This is a genomic window from Paraburkholderia sp. J67 (assembly GCF_905220265.1).
Taxonomy (GTDB): domain Bacteria; phylum Pseudomonadota; class Gammaproteobacteria; order Burkholderiales; family Burkholderiaceae; genus Paraburkholderia.
In genome coordinates this window covers 1-14548 of the sequence record NZ_CAJMZK010000040.1, presented here as the reverse complement: position 1 = coordinate 14548, position 14548 = coordinate 1, and the positions used below count along the sequence as shown (strand labels likewise).

General features: G+C 65.9%; 14 protein-coding genes and 1 pseudogene. 5 read left to right on the top strand and 10 right to left on the bottom strand.

What is annotated here, in order from left to right; all coding sequences use genetic code 11:
* Positions 1 to 20 precede the first annotated feature (20 nt).
* The 7 genes from U5782_RS38315 to U5782_RS38285 form a co-directional block, all read right to left on the bottom strand.
* A complete protein-coding gene (locus U5782_RS38315; protein WP_322049067.1) occupies positions 21 to 1358 on the bottom strand; it encodes a zinc-ribbon and DUF3426 domain-containing protein in 1338 nt (445 codons plus the stop codon).
* A gap of 119 nt (positions 1359 to 1477) precedes the next feature.
* Positions 1478 to 2374, bottom strand: coding sequence for a 50S ribosomal protein L11 methyltransferase (gene prmA, locus U5782_RS38310; RefSeq protein WP_322049066.1), 897 nt, complete (start codon positions 2372 to 2374; stop codon positions 1478 to 1480).
* A 4-nt stretch (positions 2375 to 2378) separates the two neighbouring features.
* The gene (gene accC, locus U5782_RS38305) at positions 2379 to 3746 is read right to left on the bottom strand and encodes an acetyl-CoA carboxylase biotin carboxylase subunit (RefSeq protein WP_322049065.1); all 1368 of its coding nucleotides are present in this window, start codon (positions 3744 to 3746) and stop codon (positions 2379 to 2381) included.
* Between the two features lie 188 nt (positions 3747 to 3934).
* The gene (accB, locus tag U5782_RS38300; RefSeq protein WP_322049064.1) at positions 3935 to 4405 is read right to left on the bottom strand and encodes an acetyl-CoA carboxylase biotin carboxyl carrier protein; all 471 of its coding nucleotides are present in this window, start codon (positions 4403 to 4405) and stop codon (positions 3935 to 3937) included.
* A gap of 102 nt (positions 4406 to 4507) precedes the next feature.
* A complete protein-coding gene (aroQ, locus tag U5782_RS38295; protein WP_322049063.1) occupies positions 4508 to 4960 on the bottom strand; it encodes a type II 3-dehydroquinate dehydratase in 453 nt (150 codons plus the stop codon).
* 194 nt (positions 4961 to 5154) lie between these two features.
* A complete protein-coding gene (locus U5782_RS38290; protein WP_322049062.1) occupies positions 5155 to 5715 on the bottom strand; it encodes a TlpA disulfide reductase family protein in 561 nt (186 codons plus the stop codon).
* 8 nt (positions 5716 to 5723) lie between these two features.
* A complete protein-coding gene (locus tag U5782_RS38285; RefSeq protein ID WP_322049061.1) occupies positions 5724 to 6365 on the bottom strand; it encodes a UDP-N-acetylmuramate--alanine ligase in 642 nt (213 codons plus the stop codon).
* 226 nt (positions 6366 to 6591) lie between these two features.
* Between U5782_RS38285 and mpl the strand changes: the two genes are divergently transcribed.
* From mpl to mtgA, 5 genes are all read left to right on the top strand, one after another.
* On the top strand, positions 6592 to 7995 hold the full coding sequence (mpl, locus tag U5782_RS38280; RefSeq protein WP_322049060.1) for a UDP-N-acetylmuramate:L-alanyl-gamma-D-glutamyl-meso-diaminopimelate ligase: 1404 nt from the start codon (positions 6592 to 6594) through the stop codon (positions 7993 to 7995).
* Positions 7992 to 8570: a YqiA/YcfP family alpha/beta fold hydrolase gene (locus tag U5782_RS38275; protein WP_322049059.1), complete on the top strand. Its 579-nt coding sequence runs from the start codon at positions 7992 to 7994 to the stop codon at positions 8568 to 8570. The genes mpl and U5782_RS38275 overlap by 4 nt, the downstream gene beginning before the upstream one ends.
* 116 nt (positions 8571 to 8686) lie before the next feature.
* On the top strand, positions 8687 to 10825 hold the full coding sequence (locus tag U5782_RS38270) for a ribonuclease catalytic domain-containing protein (protein ID WP_322049058.1): 2139 nt from the start codon (positions 8687 to 8689) through the stop codon (positions 10823 to 10825).
* The gene (aroE, locus tag U5782_RS38265; RefSeq protein WP_322049057.1) at positions 10822 to 11694 is read left to right on the top strand and encodes a shikimate dehydrogenase; all 873 of its coding nucleotides are present in this window, start codon (positions 10822 to 10824) and stop codon (positions 11692 to 11694) included. The genes U5782_RS38270 and aroE overlap by 4 nt, the downstream gene beginning before the upstream one ends.
* Before the next feature lie 74 nt (positions 11695 to 11768).
* On the top strand, positions 11769 to 12515 hold the full coding sequence (gene mtgA, locus U5782_RS38260) for a monofunctional biosynthetic peptidoglycan transglycosylase (RefSeq protein ID WP_322049118.1): 747 nt from the start codon (positions 11769 to 11771) through the stop codon (positions 12513 to 12515).
* A gap of 86 nt (positions 12516 to 12601) precedes the next feature.
* Here mtgA and queF read toward each other — a convergent pair whose 3' ends face one another.
* The 3 genes and pseudogenes from queF to U5782_RS38245 form a co-directional block, all read right to left on the bottom strand.
* On the bottom strand, positions 12602 to 13426 hold the full coding sequence (queF, locus tag U5782_RS38255; RefSeq protein ID WP_322049056.1) for an NADPH-dependent 7-cyano-7-deazaguanine reductase QueF: 825 nt from the start codon (positions 13424 to 13426) through the stop codon (positions 12602 to 12604).
* A 68-nt stretch (positions 13427 to 13494) separates the two neighbouring features.
* Positions 13495 to 14388, bottom strand: a pseudogene (locus tag U5782_RS38250) (5'-nucleotidase); the annotation flags it as partial.
* Between the two features lie 15 nt (positions 14389 to 14403).
* A partial coding sequence (locus U5782_RS38245; RefSeq protein WP_322049117.1) for a hypothetical protein occupies positions 14404 to 14548 on the bottom strand: 145 nt, incomplete at its 5' end.

Below are 14548 nucleotides of genomic sequence, written 5' to 3'. Positions count from 1 at the left end.
ACGCACGGGCGCAGGCGCATTTACGGATAGAAGATCTCGATGCGGAAGTTCGACGCGATGACGTTGCCGGTGTCGAGCCTCACGATCATCGTCTGGGTGGTGTGCGCGGCGATCCCGGCGTCGATGGGCGTGCCGGGCGGGGCATAGTCCTGCGGCCACAGCACACGGCGCAGCACGACGTTGTTCTGGCGATCGAGCAGCGTGAGCTCGATCGCCGGATAAGCGAGCGCCACCTGGAAGCGGTTGCGCAGCGGCACCTTCAATTCGAGATGGTGCGGGTCGTCCACCTGGCGCAGATCGGACGGTTGAACCTGAAGACCGTCGATATCGCGCGGCGGGCTCACGTGGCAGCCGAGCTGCGCGCAGGCCTGCTGATAGAGCGGCTGCGACGCGGGCCAGTAGACCATCACGGTTTCGCGTTGCCACCAGGCAAGCTGGAGCGCGAGCAGCACGATCAACAGCAGCGTGATCAGCGCACCAAGGACACGCCAGCCGGTGCGCCGTTTCGCGCGCGCAGGCGCCTCGCGGGTGAGCGCAAAGGGCTCGGCGCCGTCGTTGGGTTCGAGCGCGGTGAAGGCGGGGGCGGCGGCGCCTGCCGCGGCGATGGCCGTGGCGGACGACGCGCTACGAAACCCTGGTTCGGCGTCGGCGATCGGCGTGCGCTGCGTTTCGTGCGACGAAAGGCCCGGTTCGGAGCGTGTGGGCTGCAAGGTAGCCGGTGCGACCGGCTCCGGCGGGACCAGTTCGGGTTCGACGGGCGTCCAGTGCCCGGCAGGCGCAGGTTCGTCGGCTCCGGTGGCAGGCGTGGACGCGAGCGTGGGCTCGTCGTCGCGGATCACGCGCATGTCGGTGGGGTGCCGCGGGCGGGTTGCGGCTGCGGCGAGGCTCGGCTGCGGCAGATGCCCGGCGTCGTACTGGAGGCTCGGGTCGATGTGGCTGTCGGGCAGCGGTGCCCACGGATCCCATGACGGATTCGAAAAATTCGGTCGCGTGGCGGCTGCGGCAGGTTCGGGCGCTGCCGGTTCGGGCGCGGCAGCAGGTGCGGGTTGCGCCTCCTGTGGCGGCGCTTCGACCGGTTCGACCGCGTCGACCGGTTCGGCAGGAGCGGGATCGGCGAGTTGAGCGAGATGGGCCGCAGCCTGCGTCCCATGCGGTGTCGTCAGGCTCGCGGCGATATCGGCCGCAACGGGGACGGCCAGCCCGAAATCGCCGCCCTCGGGCATCTCGTACAGGCTACCCGATGCGTCGAAAGCTTCCTGGCAATGGCCGCAACGCACGAGGCCGCGGCGCGTGGCGAGCTGTGCCGGCTGGATACGGAATACGGTTTCGCAGAAGGGGCAGCGCGTGGCCAGGAGCATGTGTGCCGTGGACCCGGATGGTTGGCGATACCCGCCATTCTAATGGCAATCCACGGCGCTTAACGACTCGGAGCCGCCGCGCCCGTGGGGCGCGCGGCTCCGATCGCGTCCAAACGCGCTTATGCGCGCCGCGTACCCGCGAGACAGACCCAGCCTTCGTGCTCTTGCCAGACCGAGATATCGATCCACTGCGCGTACACCTGGGCCACTTCCTCGGCCTGGCGGGCGAGAATGCCCGACAGTGCGAGGCGTCCGCCCGGCTTCACGCGCGCGCTGAGCATCGACGCCATCAGCTTGAGCGGATTCGAAAGAATGTTGGCAACGACGATGTCGAACTCACCCGGCTGAAGGTCGTCCGGCAGGCCGTAGGTGACGTCCGCGTGGTTGCGTTCGCTGTTCAGACGTGCCGATTCGACCGCCTGCGGATCGATGTCGATGCCGATCACCGGGTTCGCACCGCACTTGCGCGCCAGGATCGCGAGGATGCCCGAGCCGCAACCGTAGTCGAGCAGCGTGTTGCCCGGCTGCACGTGCTGCTCCAGCCATTCCATGCACAGACGCGTGGTGGGATGGCTGCCCGTACCGAACGCGAGGCCCGGATCGAGTTCGAGCACGAGCGCGTCAGGATCGGGGGCGTCGTGCCACGAGGGCACCACCCAGATGCGTTTGCCGATCTGGATCGGATCGAACTGCGATTGCGTGAGACGCACCCAGTCCTGTTCCTCGACTTCGCGCAGCGAAAACTTCGGCGCGTCGGCGAGGCCCAGTTCATTGGCTGCGGCGGCGAGCAGGACGGCGGGATCGTGATCGTTGCCGATCAGCGCGATCACGCGCGAATGCTGCCACGCGGTGCGCTCGGGCGTGAGGCCCGGCTCGCCGAAGAGCGGTTGCTCGTCGGGCGTGTCGGCGTCGGCGTCTTCCACCGTCACCGAAAGGGCGCCGAGTTCGATCAGCGCGTCGGAGAGTTCCTCCGCGCGGTCGCGTTCGAGCTCGACGATCAGTTCCCTGTAGCTCATGGAGTTACGCTTCGTCCTTCTTCACGGCCTGACGCTCGGCCAGACGGGCTTCGAGGTAGTGAATGCTCGTGCCGCCTTCGACGAACTTGGCGTCGAGCATCAGCTCACGGTGCAGCGGGATGTTGGTCGAGATGCCTTCGACCACCATTTCCGACAGCGCGATACGCATGCGCTGGATCGCCTGCTCGCGCGTCGCGCCGTAGGTGATCAGCTTGCCGATCATCGAATCATAGTTCGGCGGCACGAAATAGCCATTGTAGGCATGCGAGTCGACGCGCACGCCCGGGCCGCCCGGCATGTGCCACGAGGTCAGACGACCCGGCGACGGCGTGAACTTGAACGGATCTTCGGCGTTGATACGGCACTCGATCGCGTGGCCCTTCAGCTGGATGTCGCGCTGGCGGAACGAGAGCTTTTCGCCCGCGGCGATACGGATCTGTTCCTGCACGATGTCGATGCCGGTGATCTGCTCCGTGACCGGGTGCTCGACCTGCACGCGCGTGTTCATTTCGATGAAGTAGAACTCGCCGTTTTCGTACAGGAATTCGAACGTGCCCGCGCCGAGGTAGCCCATCTTCTTGCAGGCGTCGGCGCAACGGTCGCCGATGCGATCGAGCAGGCGGCGCGCGATGCCCGGCGCCGGCGCTTCCTCGATCACCTTCTGGTGGCGGCGCTGCATCGAGCAGTCGCGCTCGCCGAGCCACACGGCGTTCTTGAACGAGTCGGAGAGGACCTGGATCTCGATGTGACGCGGATTCTCGAGGTACTTCTCCATGTAGACCTGCGGGTTGCCGAAGGCGCGGCCCGCTTCTTCCTTGGTCATGTTGACCGCGTTCACGAGCGCCGCTTCCGTGTGCACCACGCGCATGCCGCGACCGCCGCCGCCGCCCGACGCCTTGATGATGACCGGGTAGCCGATCGTGCGCGCAATCTTCACGATTTCTTTCGGATCGTCCGGCAGCGCGCCTTCCGAGCCCGGCACGCACGGCACGCCGGTCTTGATCATGGTCTGCTTGGCCGTGACCTTGTCACCCATCATGCGGATCGTGTCCGGACGCGGGCCGATGAAGGTGAAGCCCGATTGCTCGACGCGCTCGGCGAAGTCGGCGTTCTCCGACAGGAAGCCGTAGCCGGGGTGGATCGCCTCGGCATCGGTGACTTCCGCCGCGCTGATCAGCGCCGGCATGTTCAGGTAGCTCAGGTTCGAAGGCGCCGGGCCGATACAGACGGCCTCGTCGGCGAGCTTCACGTACTTGGCTTCCTTGTCGGCTTCCGAATAGACGACGACCGTCTTGACGCCGAGTTCGCGGCACGCGCGCTGAATGCGCAGCGCGATTTCGCCACGATTGGCAATGAGGATTTTTTCAAACATGGTGGGTATTCGACTCGTCAATGGGCGCCGCATGACCGTGCAGGCGGGCCGCCAGGGAGGACCGGTGGTGCGCGCGGCGCTGGTGGCCGCGCGCGCCGCGACCGGCGAGGGCGGTGCGGCGCCAGAGGGATGTCGCGCGAAGCGCCGGCGCGCTCATGCGATCACTCGTGATCTGCGGGTGGGCTGGCTTACGCGACCACGAAGAGCGGCTGGCCGTATTCGACCGCCTGGCCGTTCTCGACGAGGATTTCCTTGACCACGCCCGCGACGTCCGACTCGATTTCGTTGAGGAGCTTCATGGCTTCGATGATGCACAGCGTCTGGCCTTCCTTGACCGTGTCGCCAACCTGCACGAACGGATCGGAGCCCGGCGACGGCGAGCGGTAGAACGTGCCGACCATCGGCGAGGTCACGACGTGGCCTTGCGGTGCGGCCGGTGCGGCAGCGGCGGGCGCTGCGGCCTCGCCAGCGTGAGCGGGTGCGGCGGCCAGCGGGGCGCCAGCCATCGGCGCCGCGAATTGCGCTGCGCTCGGTTGCACATAGACCGGGGGCGCGTTCTTGACGATGCGCACCTTGCCTTCGCCCTCGGTGACTTCGAGCTCCGAGATGCCCGATTCGGAGACGAGGTCGATCAGAGTCTTCAGCTTACGTAGATCCATGGTGCAGCCCCTTTGCTTGAATACGTGAGGTGCCGGGGCGCGCGCGTCCCGGCACGGGATAAGAGTTGTCTTTCAGAGTGCGTCGGTCATCCGGCGCCGAAGTCAGGCGGCCGATCGGGCAGCGAGCCGGTCGAGCGCATATTCGAGCGCGTAGAGATAACCCTTCCAGCCGAGGCCGCAGATGACGCCTTCGGCCTGGTCGGAAAAATACGAGTGATGCCGGAAGGCTTCGCGGCGATGCACGTTCGAGAGATGGATCTCGACGAACGGAATGCCCACGCCTGCCAATGCGTCCCGGATCGCCACGCTGGTGTGCGTGTACGCCGCCGGGTTGATCAGGATGAAATCCGTTTGCTCCGTGCGGGCCGCCTGGATGCGGTCGACCAGCGCGCCTTCGTGATTGCTCTGGAACGACGCAAGCTCAACGCCTGCGTCGGTGGCACGGTCGGCCAGCGCCTGATCGATCTGCGGCAACGTCACGCGCCCATAGACCTCCGGTTCCCGGGTGCCGAGAAGATTGAGGTTGGGGCCGTGCAAAACCAGCAGTCGCGTCATGGTCGCTTCTTTTTCCGTGGAATTGCGCGAACTTTAGCGCCGATTAGAGAAATTTGTCTAGTTTTCCAAACGGCTGATATGGCCCCTGGAACGTGCTGTAAGGCGCGGTGAGGCCGATCTTCAGTCAATTGCGTCAATCTCTGCGGCAAAAAGTGCCGTACGGTCGTTAAGCTCGGGTCAATTGTCCTGACGCGTCAAAGTGCGTCAAGCGTGCGGCGCAGCTCGTCCGGTTTGATTTGGCCTAATTTTGTCGCGCGAACGGCGCCGTTCGCGTCGATTACGACCGTGTAAGGGAGTCCTCCGGCATTGTTGCCGAAGGCCCGCGCAACGTCCGCGCCGCCGAATCCGGCAATGTAGATCGGGTAGTCGACCTTCACCTTGGAGAGAAAGGTTTTGATGTTGGCCGCCGAATCGACGCCGAGACCGACGAACTGGATGCCCTTCTTCGCGTACTCGCGATGCAGCGCGGAAAGCTCCGGCATCTCCTCGACGCACGGCCCGCACCACGAGGCCCAGAAGTTCACCACGATCGGATGACCTTTATAGATGGCGAGCGACTGGGGCTTGCCATCGGGATTGGTGACGGCGGCGCTCCAGAGCTGGTCCACCGCGTTCTGCTTGCCGGCGACCGTTGCCGCGTCCGCGATGCCTGCGCTTGCCGTGTTTTGTCCACTCGCGAAATGCCCCGCCAGAATACCGCCGCAGGCTGCCACCGCCGCCACTGCGACGCCGGCCAGAATCCGTTTAGTGTTCATTGCTTGAGTCAGGTGGTGGAGGTGGCGCCGCTCTCGTCGATCAGCGCCTGGAGTGCCTGCGCATTCGCACGCGGCAGACGCCCGCGCCCATCGGCGCGCACGGCGCCGCGCAGGTCGTCGGTATTGTAGAGCGCAACGTGAATGCCAACCGGCTCTTCGCCGCGCGAGGGCTTCCACAGGAAACTCAACGTCTCCACATAGCCGCGCGCGGCAAAGTGGCGCGTTTCCGAGACGTCATACTGCACATTCGCATTCAGCAGCCAGATGGCGACGTCCTTCGCGTTGTCGCAGAAGATCTGCAGATGGATGTCCGAATGCTCGCCCGCCGTGCCATTGAGCACTGCGCCCGTGAGAAACGGGTTGAACGGCGCGAGCTTGACCATCCAGTCGAGCGCGACCTCGCGCAAGTGCCGCAGGACCGCCGGCTGGCTGTCGCCTTGAAAAAGGGCCTGATATTCGCGGATTTCTTCTTCGATCTGGTCGTTATCGGGCAGCCAGATGCCCTCGATACGCGTGTCCCCCACCACCTGCCGCGCGGCCTTGCGCTTGGCAGTGGCGTAATCCATGCCGTCCTCGGCAATCATCCTGGCGGCCGCGATGGCGATTTCCTCGCGCACGCGCTGGGGATCGAAATGTGATCTGCGAATCATGCACCCATCATACTAGAGAACGTCCGGCGCTCCCGGCCTCGGCCCCTGCGCGCCAGCGTGCCTGGCCGGCTGTCCGGCCGCGCCCTGGCCCGCCGAGGCGAAAAAGCCCCTGGGCGTCGGGTACAATAACGTCCTTTGCTCCGGTGGCTAAGCGCCGCCGTTCCGCTTCACCCATCCCAATAAACCGATCAACCCGTTCACGACGCCCGCGCGGCGCGACTGGCTTATGCACATCCATATCCTCGGCATCTGCGGCACGTTCATGGGCGGTCTCGCCGTGCTCGCGCGCAGTGCAGGCCACACGGTCACTGGCTGCGACGCGGGTGTGTACCCGCCGATGAGCACGCAGCTCGAAGCGCAGGGCATCCGCCTGATCGAGGGTTACGACGCGAGCCAGACCGAGCTGAACCCCGATCTCTACGTGATCGGCAATGTGGTGTCGCGCGGCAATCCGCTGATGGAGGAGATCCTCAATCGCGGCCTGCCGTACACGTCCGGCCCGCAGTGGCTCGGCGAGCATGTGCTGCGCGACAAATGGGTGCTGGCGGTGGCGGGCACGCACGGCAAGACCACCACGAGTTCGATGCTCGCGTGGCTGCTCGAAGACGCGGGCCTGAACCCCGGCTTCCTGATCGGTGGCGTGCCGCTGAACTTCGGCATCTCCGCGCGACTGACCGATTCGAGCTTCTTCGTGATCGAAGCCGACGAGTACGACACGGCGTTCTTCGACAAGCGCTCGAAGTTCGTTCATTACCGTCCGCGCACGGCGCTGCTCAACAACCTCGAATTCGATCACGCCGACATCTTCCCCGATCTCGCCGCCATCGAGACGCAGTTCCATCACCTCGTGCGTACCATTCCTGGCGTGGGCCGCGTCGTCTCGAACGGCCGCAGCGACGCGCTGGAGCGCGTACTCGCGCGCGGCGTGTGGAGCGATGTGGAACGTTTCGGCGTGGATGGCGGCTGGCAGGCCTTGCCCGCGGAAGAGGGCGTGGCAGTCGATCAGCGCTTCGCCGTCTATCACAACAGCGAACGCGTGGGCGTGGTGGACTGGGAAATCCAGGGCGAGCACAACCGCCTGAACGCGCTCGCGGCGATTGCCGCCGCGCGCAGCGTGGGCGTGCCGCCCGCGCAGGCCGCCCAGTCGCTCGCGGGTTTTCGCAACGTGAAGCGCCGCATGGAAGTGCGCGGCAGCGTCGATGGCGTGACCGTCTATGACGATTTCGCTCACCATCCCACGGCGATCGAGACAACCATCGCGGGCCTGCGCACGCGCATCGGCCATGACGAAGATGGCAAGCGCACGCGTATCCTCGCCGTGCTCGAGCCGCGCTCGAACACCATGAAACTCGGCGTGATGAAGGCGCAACTGCCCGCAAGTCTCGCCGATGCCGACCTCGTGTTTGGCTACGGCGCGCCCAGCGGCAAGGACGCGCTGGGCTGGGATCTCGCGGGCGCGCTCGCGCCGCTCGGCGAAAAGGCCCACGCCTATCACGACCTCGACGCGCTGGTGAAGGCGGTGGCCGCCGCCGCGCGTCCCGGCGACCAGGTGCTGGTGATGAGCAACGGCGGTTTCGGCGGCGTGCATCAGAAGCTGCTCGATGCGCTCGCGGCGCGGAGCGCGACGTGATCGTCTATCTGCACGGCTTTCGCTCGTCGCCCCAGTCGTTCAAGGCGCGCCTGCTGGCGGCGCGTCTGACGGAGCTGGGCCGTACGGGCGAATGGCTCTGCCCGACACTGCCGGTGTCGCCTGCCGAGGCGATCGCGCAGATCGAGCGCGAGATCGCGGAGTCGGTGAAACCCGGCGAGCGCATCACGCTGATCGGCAGTTCGCTCGGCGGCTACTTCGCCACTTACCTCGCCGAAAAGCACGGCTGGCGCGCCGCGCTGTTGAACCCGGCGATCGTGCCGCAACGCGATCTGTCGAAGTATCTGGGTGAGCAGCCGCTCTGGCACGGCGGCGGCAGCATCGTCGTCGAACCTCGCCATCTGGACGAATTGCGCGCGCTGGCCAAGCCGCAGATCAGCGAGCCGCAGCGCTACTATCTGATGGCCGCGACCGGCGACGAAGTGCTCGATTACCGCGAGATGCTGGCGCACTATCCGGGTGTCGCCACGCACCTGATCGAAGGCAGTGACCACGGCATCAGCGAATTCGCCGACTACGTCGACGAAGTGATCCGTTTCTGCGACGCGCCGCAGTAAGGCAAAGACGTCGCGCCGTTCGCGCCTTCGTGCGCGAGCGCCTATATGTATACAGCAGCACCGTCGGGGCGCGCCGCGCTCAATCGGTGAAAAGCAAGACTGAACGAGAGTGTTGAGTGAACGTTTTCTTTGAGGAATCGGGCAGTTTCAAGGCCGGCAGCGTGCTGTCGAAGCAGGGCGACGCGTTTCAGGTCGAGCTGCCCGGCGGGCGGCGCGCCAAGGTGCGCGCCAAAGACGTGCTGATCGAGTTCGAGAAGCCCGCCGCTGGCGAGCTGCTGGAGCAGGCCGACGCGGCCGCACAGGACATCGATCTCGATTTCCTGTGGGAATGCGCGCCCGCCGACGAATTTGCCTATACCGCGCTCGCCGGCGAGTACTTCGGCGAGACCTATGGCCCGGTCGAGCGCGCGGCACTGGTGCTGCGTCTGCACGGCTCGCCCGTGTACTTCCGCCGCAAGGGCCGTGGCCAGTATCAGCGCGCCCCCGAAGAGCAACTGAAAATGGCGCTGGCGTCGCTGGAGCGTAAGCGCCAGCTCGCGCTCGTCCAGGCTGGCTACGAAGACGAGATGAAGGCGGGCAAGCTGCCCGAGGCGCTCAAGGACAAGGCGCTGGGCCTGCTCACGAAGCCCGACAAGAACACCATCGAGTACAAGGCGCTCGAGGCCGCAGCGGCCGCGCGTGGCATTTCGATGCCGCGCCTGATGCTCGAGTGCGGCGGCATCGCGTCGCCGCGCGCGTTGCATGAAGCGCGTTTCCTGGCCGAATTCTTCCCGCACGGCACCGGCTTCCCGCCGGTCGAAGTGGGCGCGCTGCCCGACGACCTGCCGGACGCCGCCGAACACGTGCAGGCTTTCTCGATCGACGACGTCACCACGACCGAAATCGACGACGCCTTCTCCATCGAGCATCTGGCCGATGGCCGCGTGCGGATCGGTATCCACATCGCGGCGCCGGCGCTGGGCATCAAGCGTGGCGACACGGCCGATACGGTCGCGCGCACGCGTTTGTCCACGGTCTACATGCCGGGCGACAAGATCACCATGCTGCCCGACGATTTCGTCGATGCCTTCACGCTCAAGGAAGGCGGCATGCGCCCGGCGCTCTCGCTCTACAGCATCGTGAACCGCGAGACGCAGGAGATCGTCGCCACCGAAACGCGCGCCGAGCGCGTGTTCGTGAAGAACAACCTGCGCCACAACACGCTCGACGAAGTGGTCACGGAAGAGACGCTGGCCGCGGGCACGGGCGACTATCCGCACAAGGACGACATCGCCGTGCTGTGGCCGTTCGCGCAGGCGCTGTTCGAGAAGCGCCAGCAGGCACGCGCGGGCTACGGCCTGCGCCGCGAAGTGCAGCGCAACACCGACTACAACTTCTACGTGGAAGGCGAGCACGTCACGATCAGCCCGCGCCGTCGCGGTTCGCCGCTCGACATGATCGTCGCCGAACTGGCGATTCTCGCGAACTCCACGTGGGGCGCGTTCCTCAACGATCACGGCGTGCCGGGCATCTATCGCTCGCAACGCGCGTTTGGCGCGCCCACGGGCCCCAAGCGCACGCGCATGCAGACCAACGCCGCGCCGCACGAAGGGCTGGGTGTCGCGCAGTACGCGTGGAGCACCTCGCCGCTGCGCCGCTACGTCGACCTCGTGAACCAGTGGCAGTTGCTCGCGTGCGTGGAGCACGGCGTGGCCGCCAAGCTGGTCGCGCCGTTCAAGCCCAAGGACGCCGATCTGTTCGCCGTCGTGCAGGGCTTCGACGAAACCTATACGGCCTACGCCGACCATCAGCGCCGCATGGAGTACTTCTGGTGCCTGCGCTGGCTCCAGCAGGAAATGCGTGGTGAGGGTGGCGGCGAGGCGCGTCGCGAATTCCCGGCCACGGTCGTCAAGGACGATCTGGTGCGCTTCGAGGAAGTGCCGCTGCTCATGCACGTGCCCGCGCTCGGCGTGCACGCGCGCGGCACGCGCCTGATGATGGAAGTGCTGTCGATCGACGAACTCACGATCGAAGCGTCGGTGCGCATGCTGCGCGTGCTCGATGCGCCGGTCGTGACGAGCGGCGAGCAGCCCGAGGAAGAGGCGGGTGAAGACGAAGAGCTGATCGAAGCCGCCGACGAATCCGCGCAGAGCGAAGCCGAAGCGCTGGCCGAAAGCGATGCGAACGCCGATGCCAGCACCGACGCCAACGCAGCGCAGGAAGGCGGCGAAGAAGTGCAGCAAGCCGAACAGCACGCCACGGAGCCGCGCGAATGAGCGCCGATCAAGCCCAACTCAACCCGGGTCGCGATCGCTACGCGGTTGTCGGCAATCCGGTCGCGCACAGCAAGTCGCCGGCTATCCATGCACAGTTCGCGGCCGCCACGGGCGAGCCGGTCGACTACGACCGCCTGCTCGCGCCGCTCGATGGTTTCGTCGAGCACGTGCAGGCGTTTCGCGCCGCAGGCGGACGCGGCCTGAACGTGACGGTGCCGTTCAAGCTCGAAGCCCATGCGCTCGCGCATCGTCTGTCGCCGCGTGCGGCGGCGGCGGGTGCGGTCAACACGCTGCGTTTCGACGAAGACGGCATTTTCGGCGACAACACCGACGGTTTCGGCCTCGTTCGCGACATCGAAGTGAATCTGGGTGTGGCGCTCAAGGGCGCGCGCGTGTTGTTGCTGGGTGCAGGCGGGGCGGCGCGTGGCGTCGTGCTGCCGATGCTGGAACGTCATCCGCGCGAGATCACCATCGTCAATCGCACCGCGCAGAAGGCGCATGCGCTGATCGAGCAATTCGAAGGCGCGGCGCGCGAGTTCGATTGCCTGATCAACGGCGGTGGTCCGCAGACCGTTGATCCGAAGCCCTACGACGTGATCATCAACGCGACGGCGGGCAGTCTCGACGCCGCGCTGCCCGAGTGCGACGCGCGCGCGTTCGGCGCGGGCACGCTCGCCTACGACATGATGTACAGCGCTCAGCCGACCGTGTTCATGCGTCACGCCGAATCGCTCGGCGCGCGTGCATCGGACGGTCTGGGCATGCTGGTCGAGCAGGCCGCCGAGTCGTTCTTCATCTGGCGCGGCGTGCGTCCGGAAGGCGCGCCGGTGCTGGCCATGCTGCGCGCGCAGCTGGCGGCGCAGGTCTAGGCACGCGGGCTCACGACACCATGCGCAGGGAAGCGGCGGGACCGCAAACCGATGGCCTTGCGGCTCGGCGCTTCATGCCCGGCGTGGGCGCGCCGCGCGAGTCGCAAGGCAAGCGGCCGGGCGCGCTGCGCTGGCTGATCTATACCGTCTCGGTCTTCGTGGTCGCGTGGCTCGCGACCCAGGCGTTCTACTTCGCGCAGATCGCGGCGTGGAACGTCGTCGATCCCCAGTCCACTGCGTTCATGCGCTCGGACGCGGCGCACCTTGCCGCCGACCGGCCGGGTCTCGATATCCAGCATCAATGGGTGCCGTACGACCAGATTTCGCGCAATCTCAAGCGCGCGATCATCGCGTCCGAGGACGCCAACTTCGTCAACAACAACGGCTACGAAACCGACGCCATTCTTCAGGCGTGGGAGCGCAACAAGAAGCGCGGCCATATCGTGCGCGGCGGCTCGACGATCACGCAGCAACTCGCCCGCAACCTGTTCCTTTCGCGCGAGAAAAGCTACATCCGCAAAGGGCAGGAGTTGATCATTACGTGGATGCTGGAGACGCTGCTCGACAAGGAGCGCATCTTCGAGATCTATCTGAATTCGGTGGAGTGGGGCAACGGCATCTACGGTGCGCAGGCCGCTGCACAGCACTACTACAAAACCAGTGCGACGAAGCTCACCGCGTGGCAGTCGGCGCGCCTCGCGGTGATGCTGCCGCGTCCCAAGTTCTTCGACGACCATCGCAACTCGGCGTATCTGTCGCAACGTGCCGGCGTGATCGCACACCGCATGGGGGCCGCCGAACTCCCGCAGTCGCAGCCATAAATAGCCATAATCGCGTCTCGCGACCCGCAAAGCAAAAGCGCCGGAAACCCCGGCGCTTTTCTCATTCTACGGTCGCTTTCTGCGGCTTATTGACGCGCAAGACGCGCGTTATCCGGCATCGGCATGTTGAAGTTGGTGCGGAACGGATTGATGTCGAGTCCGCCGCGCCGCGTGTAGCGCGCGTAGACCGCGAGCCGGTCCGGTTTGCACTCGCGCAGGATGTCCATGAAGATGCGCTCGGCGCATTGTTCGTGGAAGCCCGTGTGATTGCGGAACGAGATGATGTAGCGCAACAGGCCTGCCTGGTCGATCTGCGGCCCGACATAGTGAATCTGCACGCTGCCCCAGTCGGGCTGGCCCGTGACCGGGCAGTTCGACTTCAGCAGGTTCGACACCAGCGTTTCTTCGACCGGCGCTTCGTCGAAGGCGGCCTTCAGCAGCGTCGGGTCCGGGTGATAAATGTCGGTGTCCAGATCGAGACGGTCGAGCGAGAGGCCTTCGAATTCCTCGAACGGGATCTTGCCGAATCCGCCCGGCTGATCGAGCCGCACGGACACCGACGCTCCACAGGCCGCCGACACATCGCGCTTGATCGTGTCGCGCACCGCATCGGCGGATTCGAACGCCGTCTGCGCGAACGAGCCCAGATAGAGCTTGAACGACTTCGATTCGACGATGTTGGGCGAATCGGCCGGAATGAAGAACGTGGCGATGGCGATCTGCGGCTTGCCGCGCGGGGTGAGCCACGACAGTTCGTAGGCGTTCCAGATATCGGTGCCGAAGAAGGGCAGTTGCGCGCCGATGCCGATCTGTTCGCGCGCGCCTGCACGCGGGATCGGGAACAGCAGGCTGGCGTCGTATTGCTCGGTGTAGCTCGATGTCTTGCCGAGCGGGGATTGTTCGGGAGTCATGATGCGCTGGTTTCGGTTGATGCGTCGTTCGTTGCGCCCGCGCGCGCTGCGCGTACGGCGTCAACGGGATTGGCCACGCCGCTCGCCACATGCCCGGTCGCCGTGACCGAGCGGGCCGATTCGCAGTGGCGGATCTGGTCGTCGAAGAAAAAGTCCGGTTCGAACTCGCGCAGGAACGGGCCTTTGTCGAGTCCACCGAGGAACATCGCTTCGTCGATTTCGATGTTCCAGGCCATCAGTGTGCGGATCGCGCGCTCATGCGCCGGCGCCGAGCGCGCGGTCACGAGCGCCGTGCGGATGCGCATTTGCGCATTGGCGTCCGCGAGTTTCTGCAGCCGGTTCAGCGCGGCGAGCAGCGGCTTGAGCGGCCCTTGCGCGAGCGGCAGTTCGCGATTGTCGCGCTCGTGGCTCACGAAGGCACCCAGGCCGTCGCGCTGGAAGATCTGCTCGGCTTCGTCGGAAAACAGCACCGCATCGCCGTCGAACGCGATACGAATCTCGTGCGCCGTGTGCTCCGCCATTGTCGCCGATTCCGGAAACACGCGTGCGGCGGGGAAGCCCGCGTCGAGCGCGCCGCGCACATCCTCGGGGTTCGCCGAGAGAAAGAGCGACGCGTTGAGCGGCTTGAGGTAATGCCACGGCTCGCGTCCGCGCGTGAACACGCCGCGCTGGATGTCGAGCTGGTGCTCGCGGCACGAACTGAACGCGCGCAGCCCACTGATCGGATCGCTGCGCGAGAGGATCACGACTTCGACGTGATGCGCGCCGTTGTTGAGCGCGAGCAGCTTGCGGATCAGCGCGAACGCGACGCCGGGCCGCGCGGGCAGATTCAGGCGCTCGCGCTGCAGCGCCTCGTAGGCGCGCAGGTCGCCGCCCTCGTAGACGCGGTTCTCTTCCTCGAAGTCGAAGAGCGCACGCGACGAGATCGCGACGACGAGTTTGTCGGAGAGCGAAACGGACACGATCGTGGGTCCCGGTTACGAGAGGAACAGGCGATACGCCGGATTCTGCGTCTCTTCCCAATGCGGATAGCCGAGCGTCGCGAGGAAGCGGCGGAATTCGGCGTCCTCGGCGGCGGGCACCTGGATGCCCACCAGGATCGAGCTGTAATCCGCGCCCTGA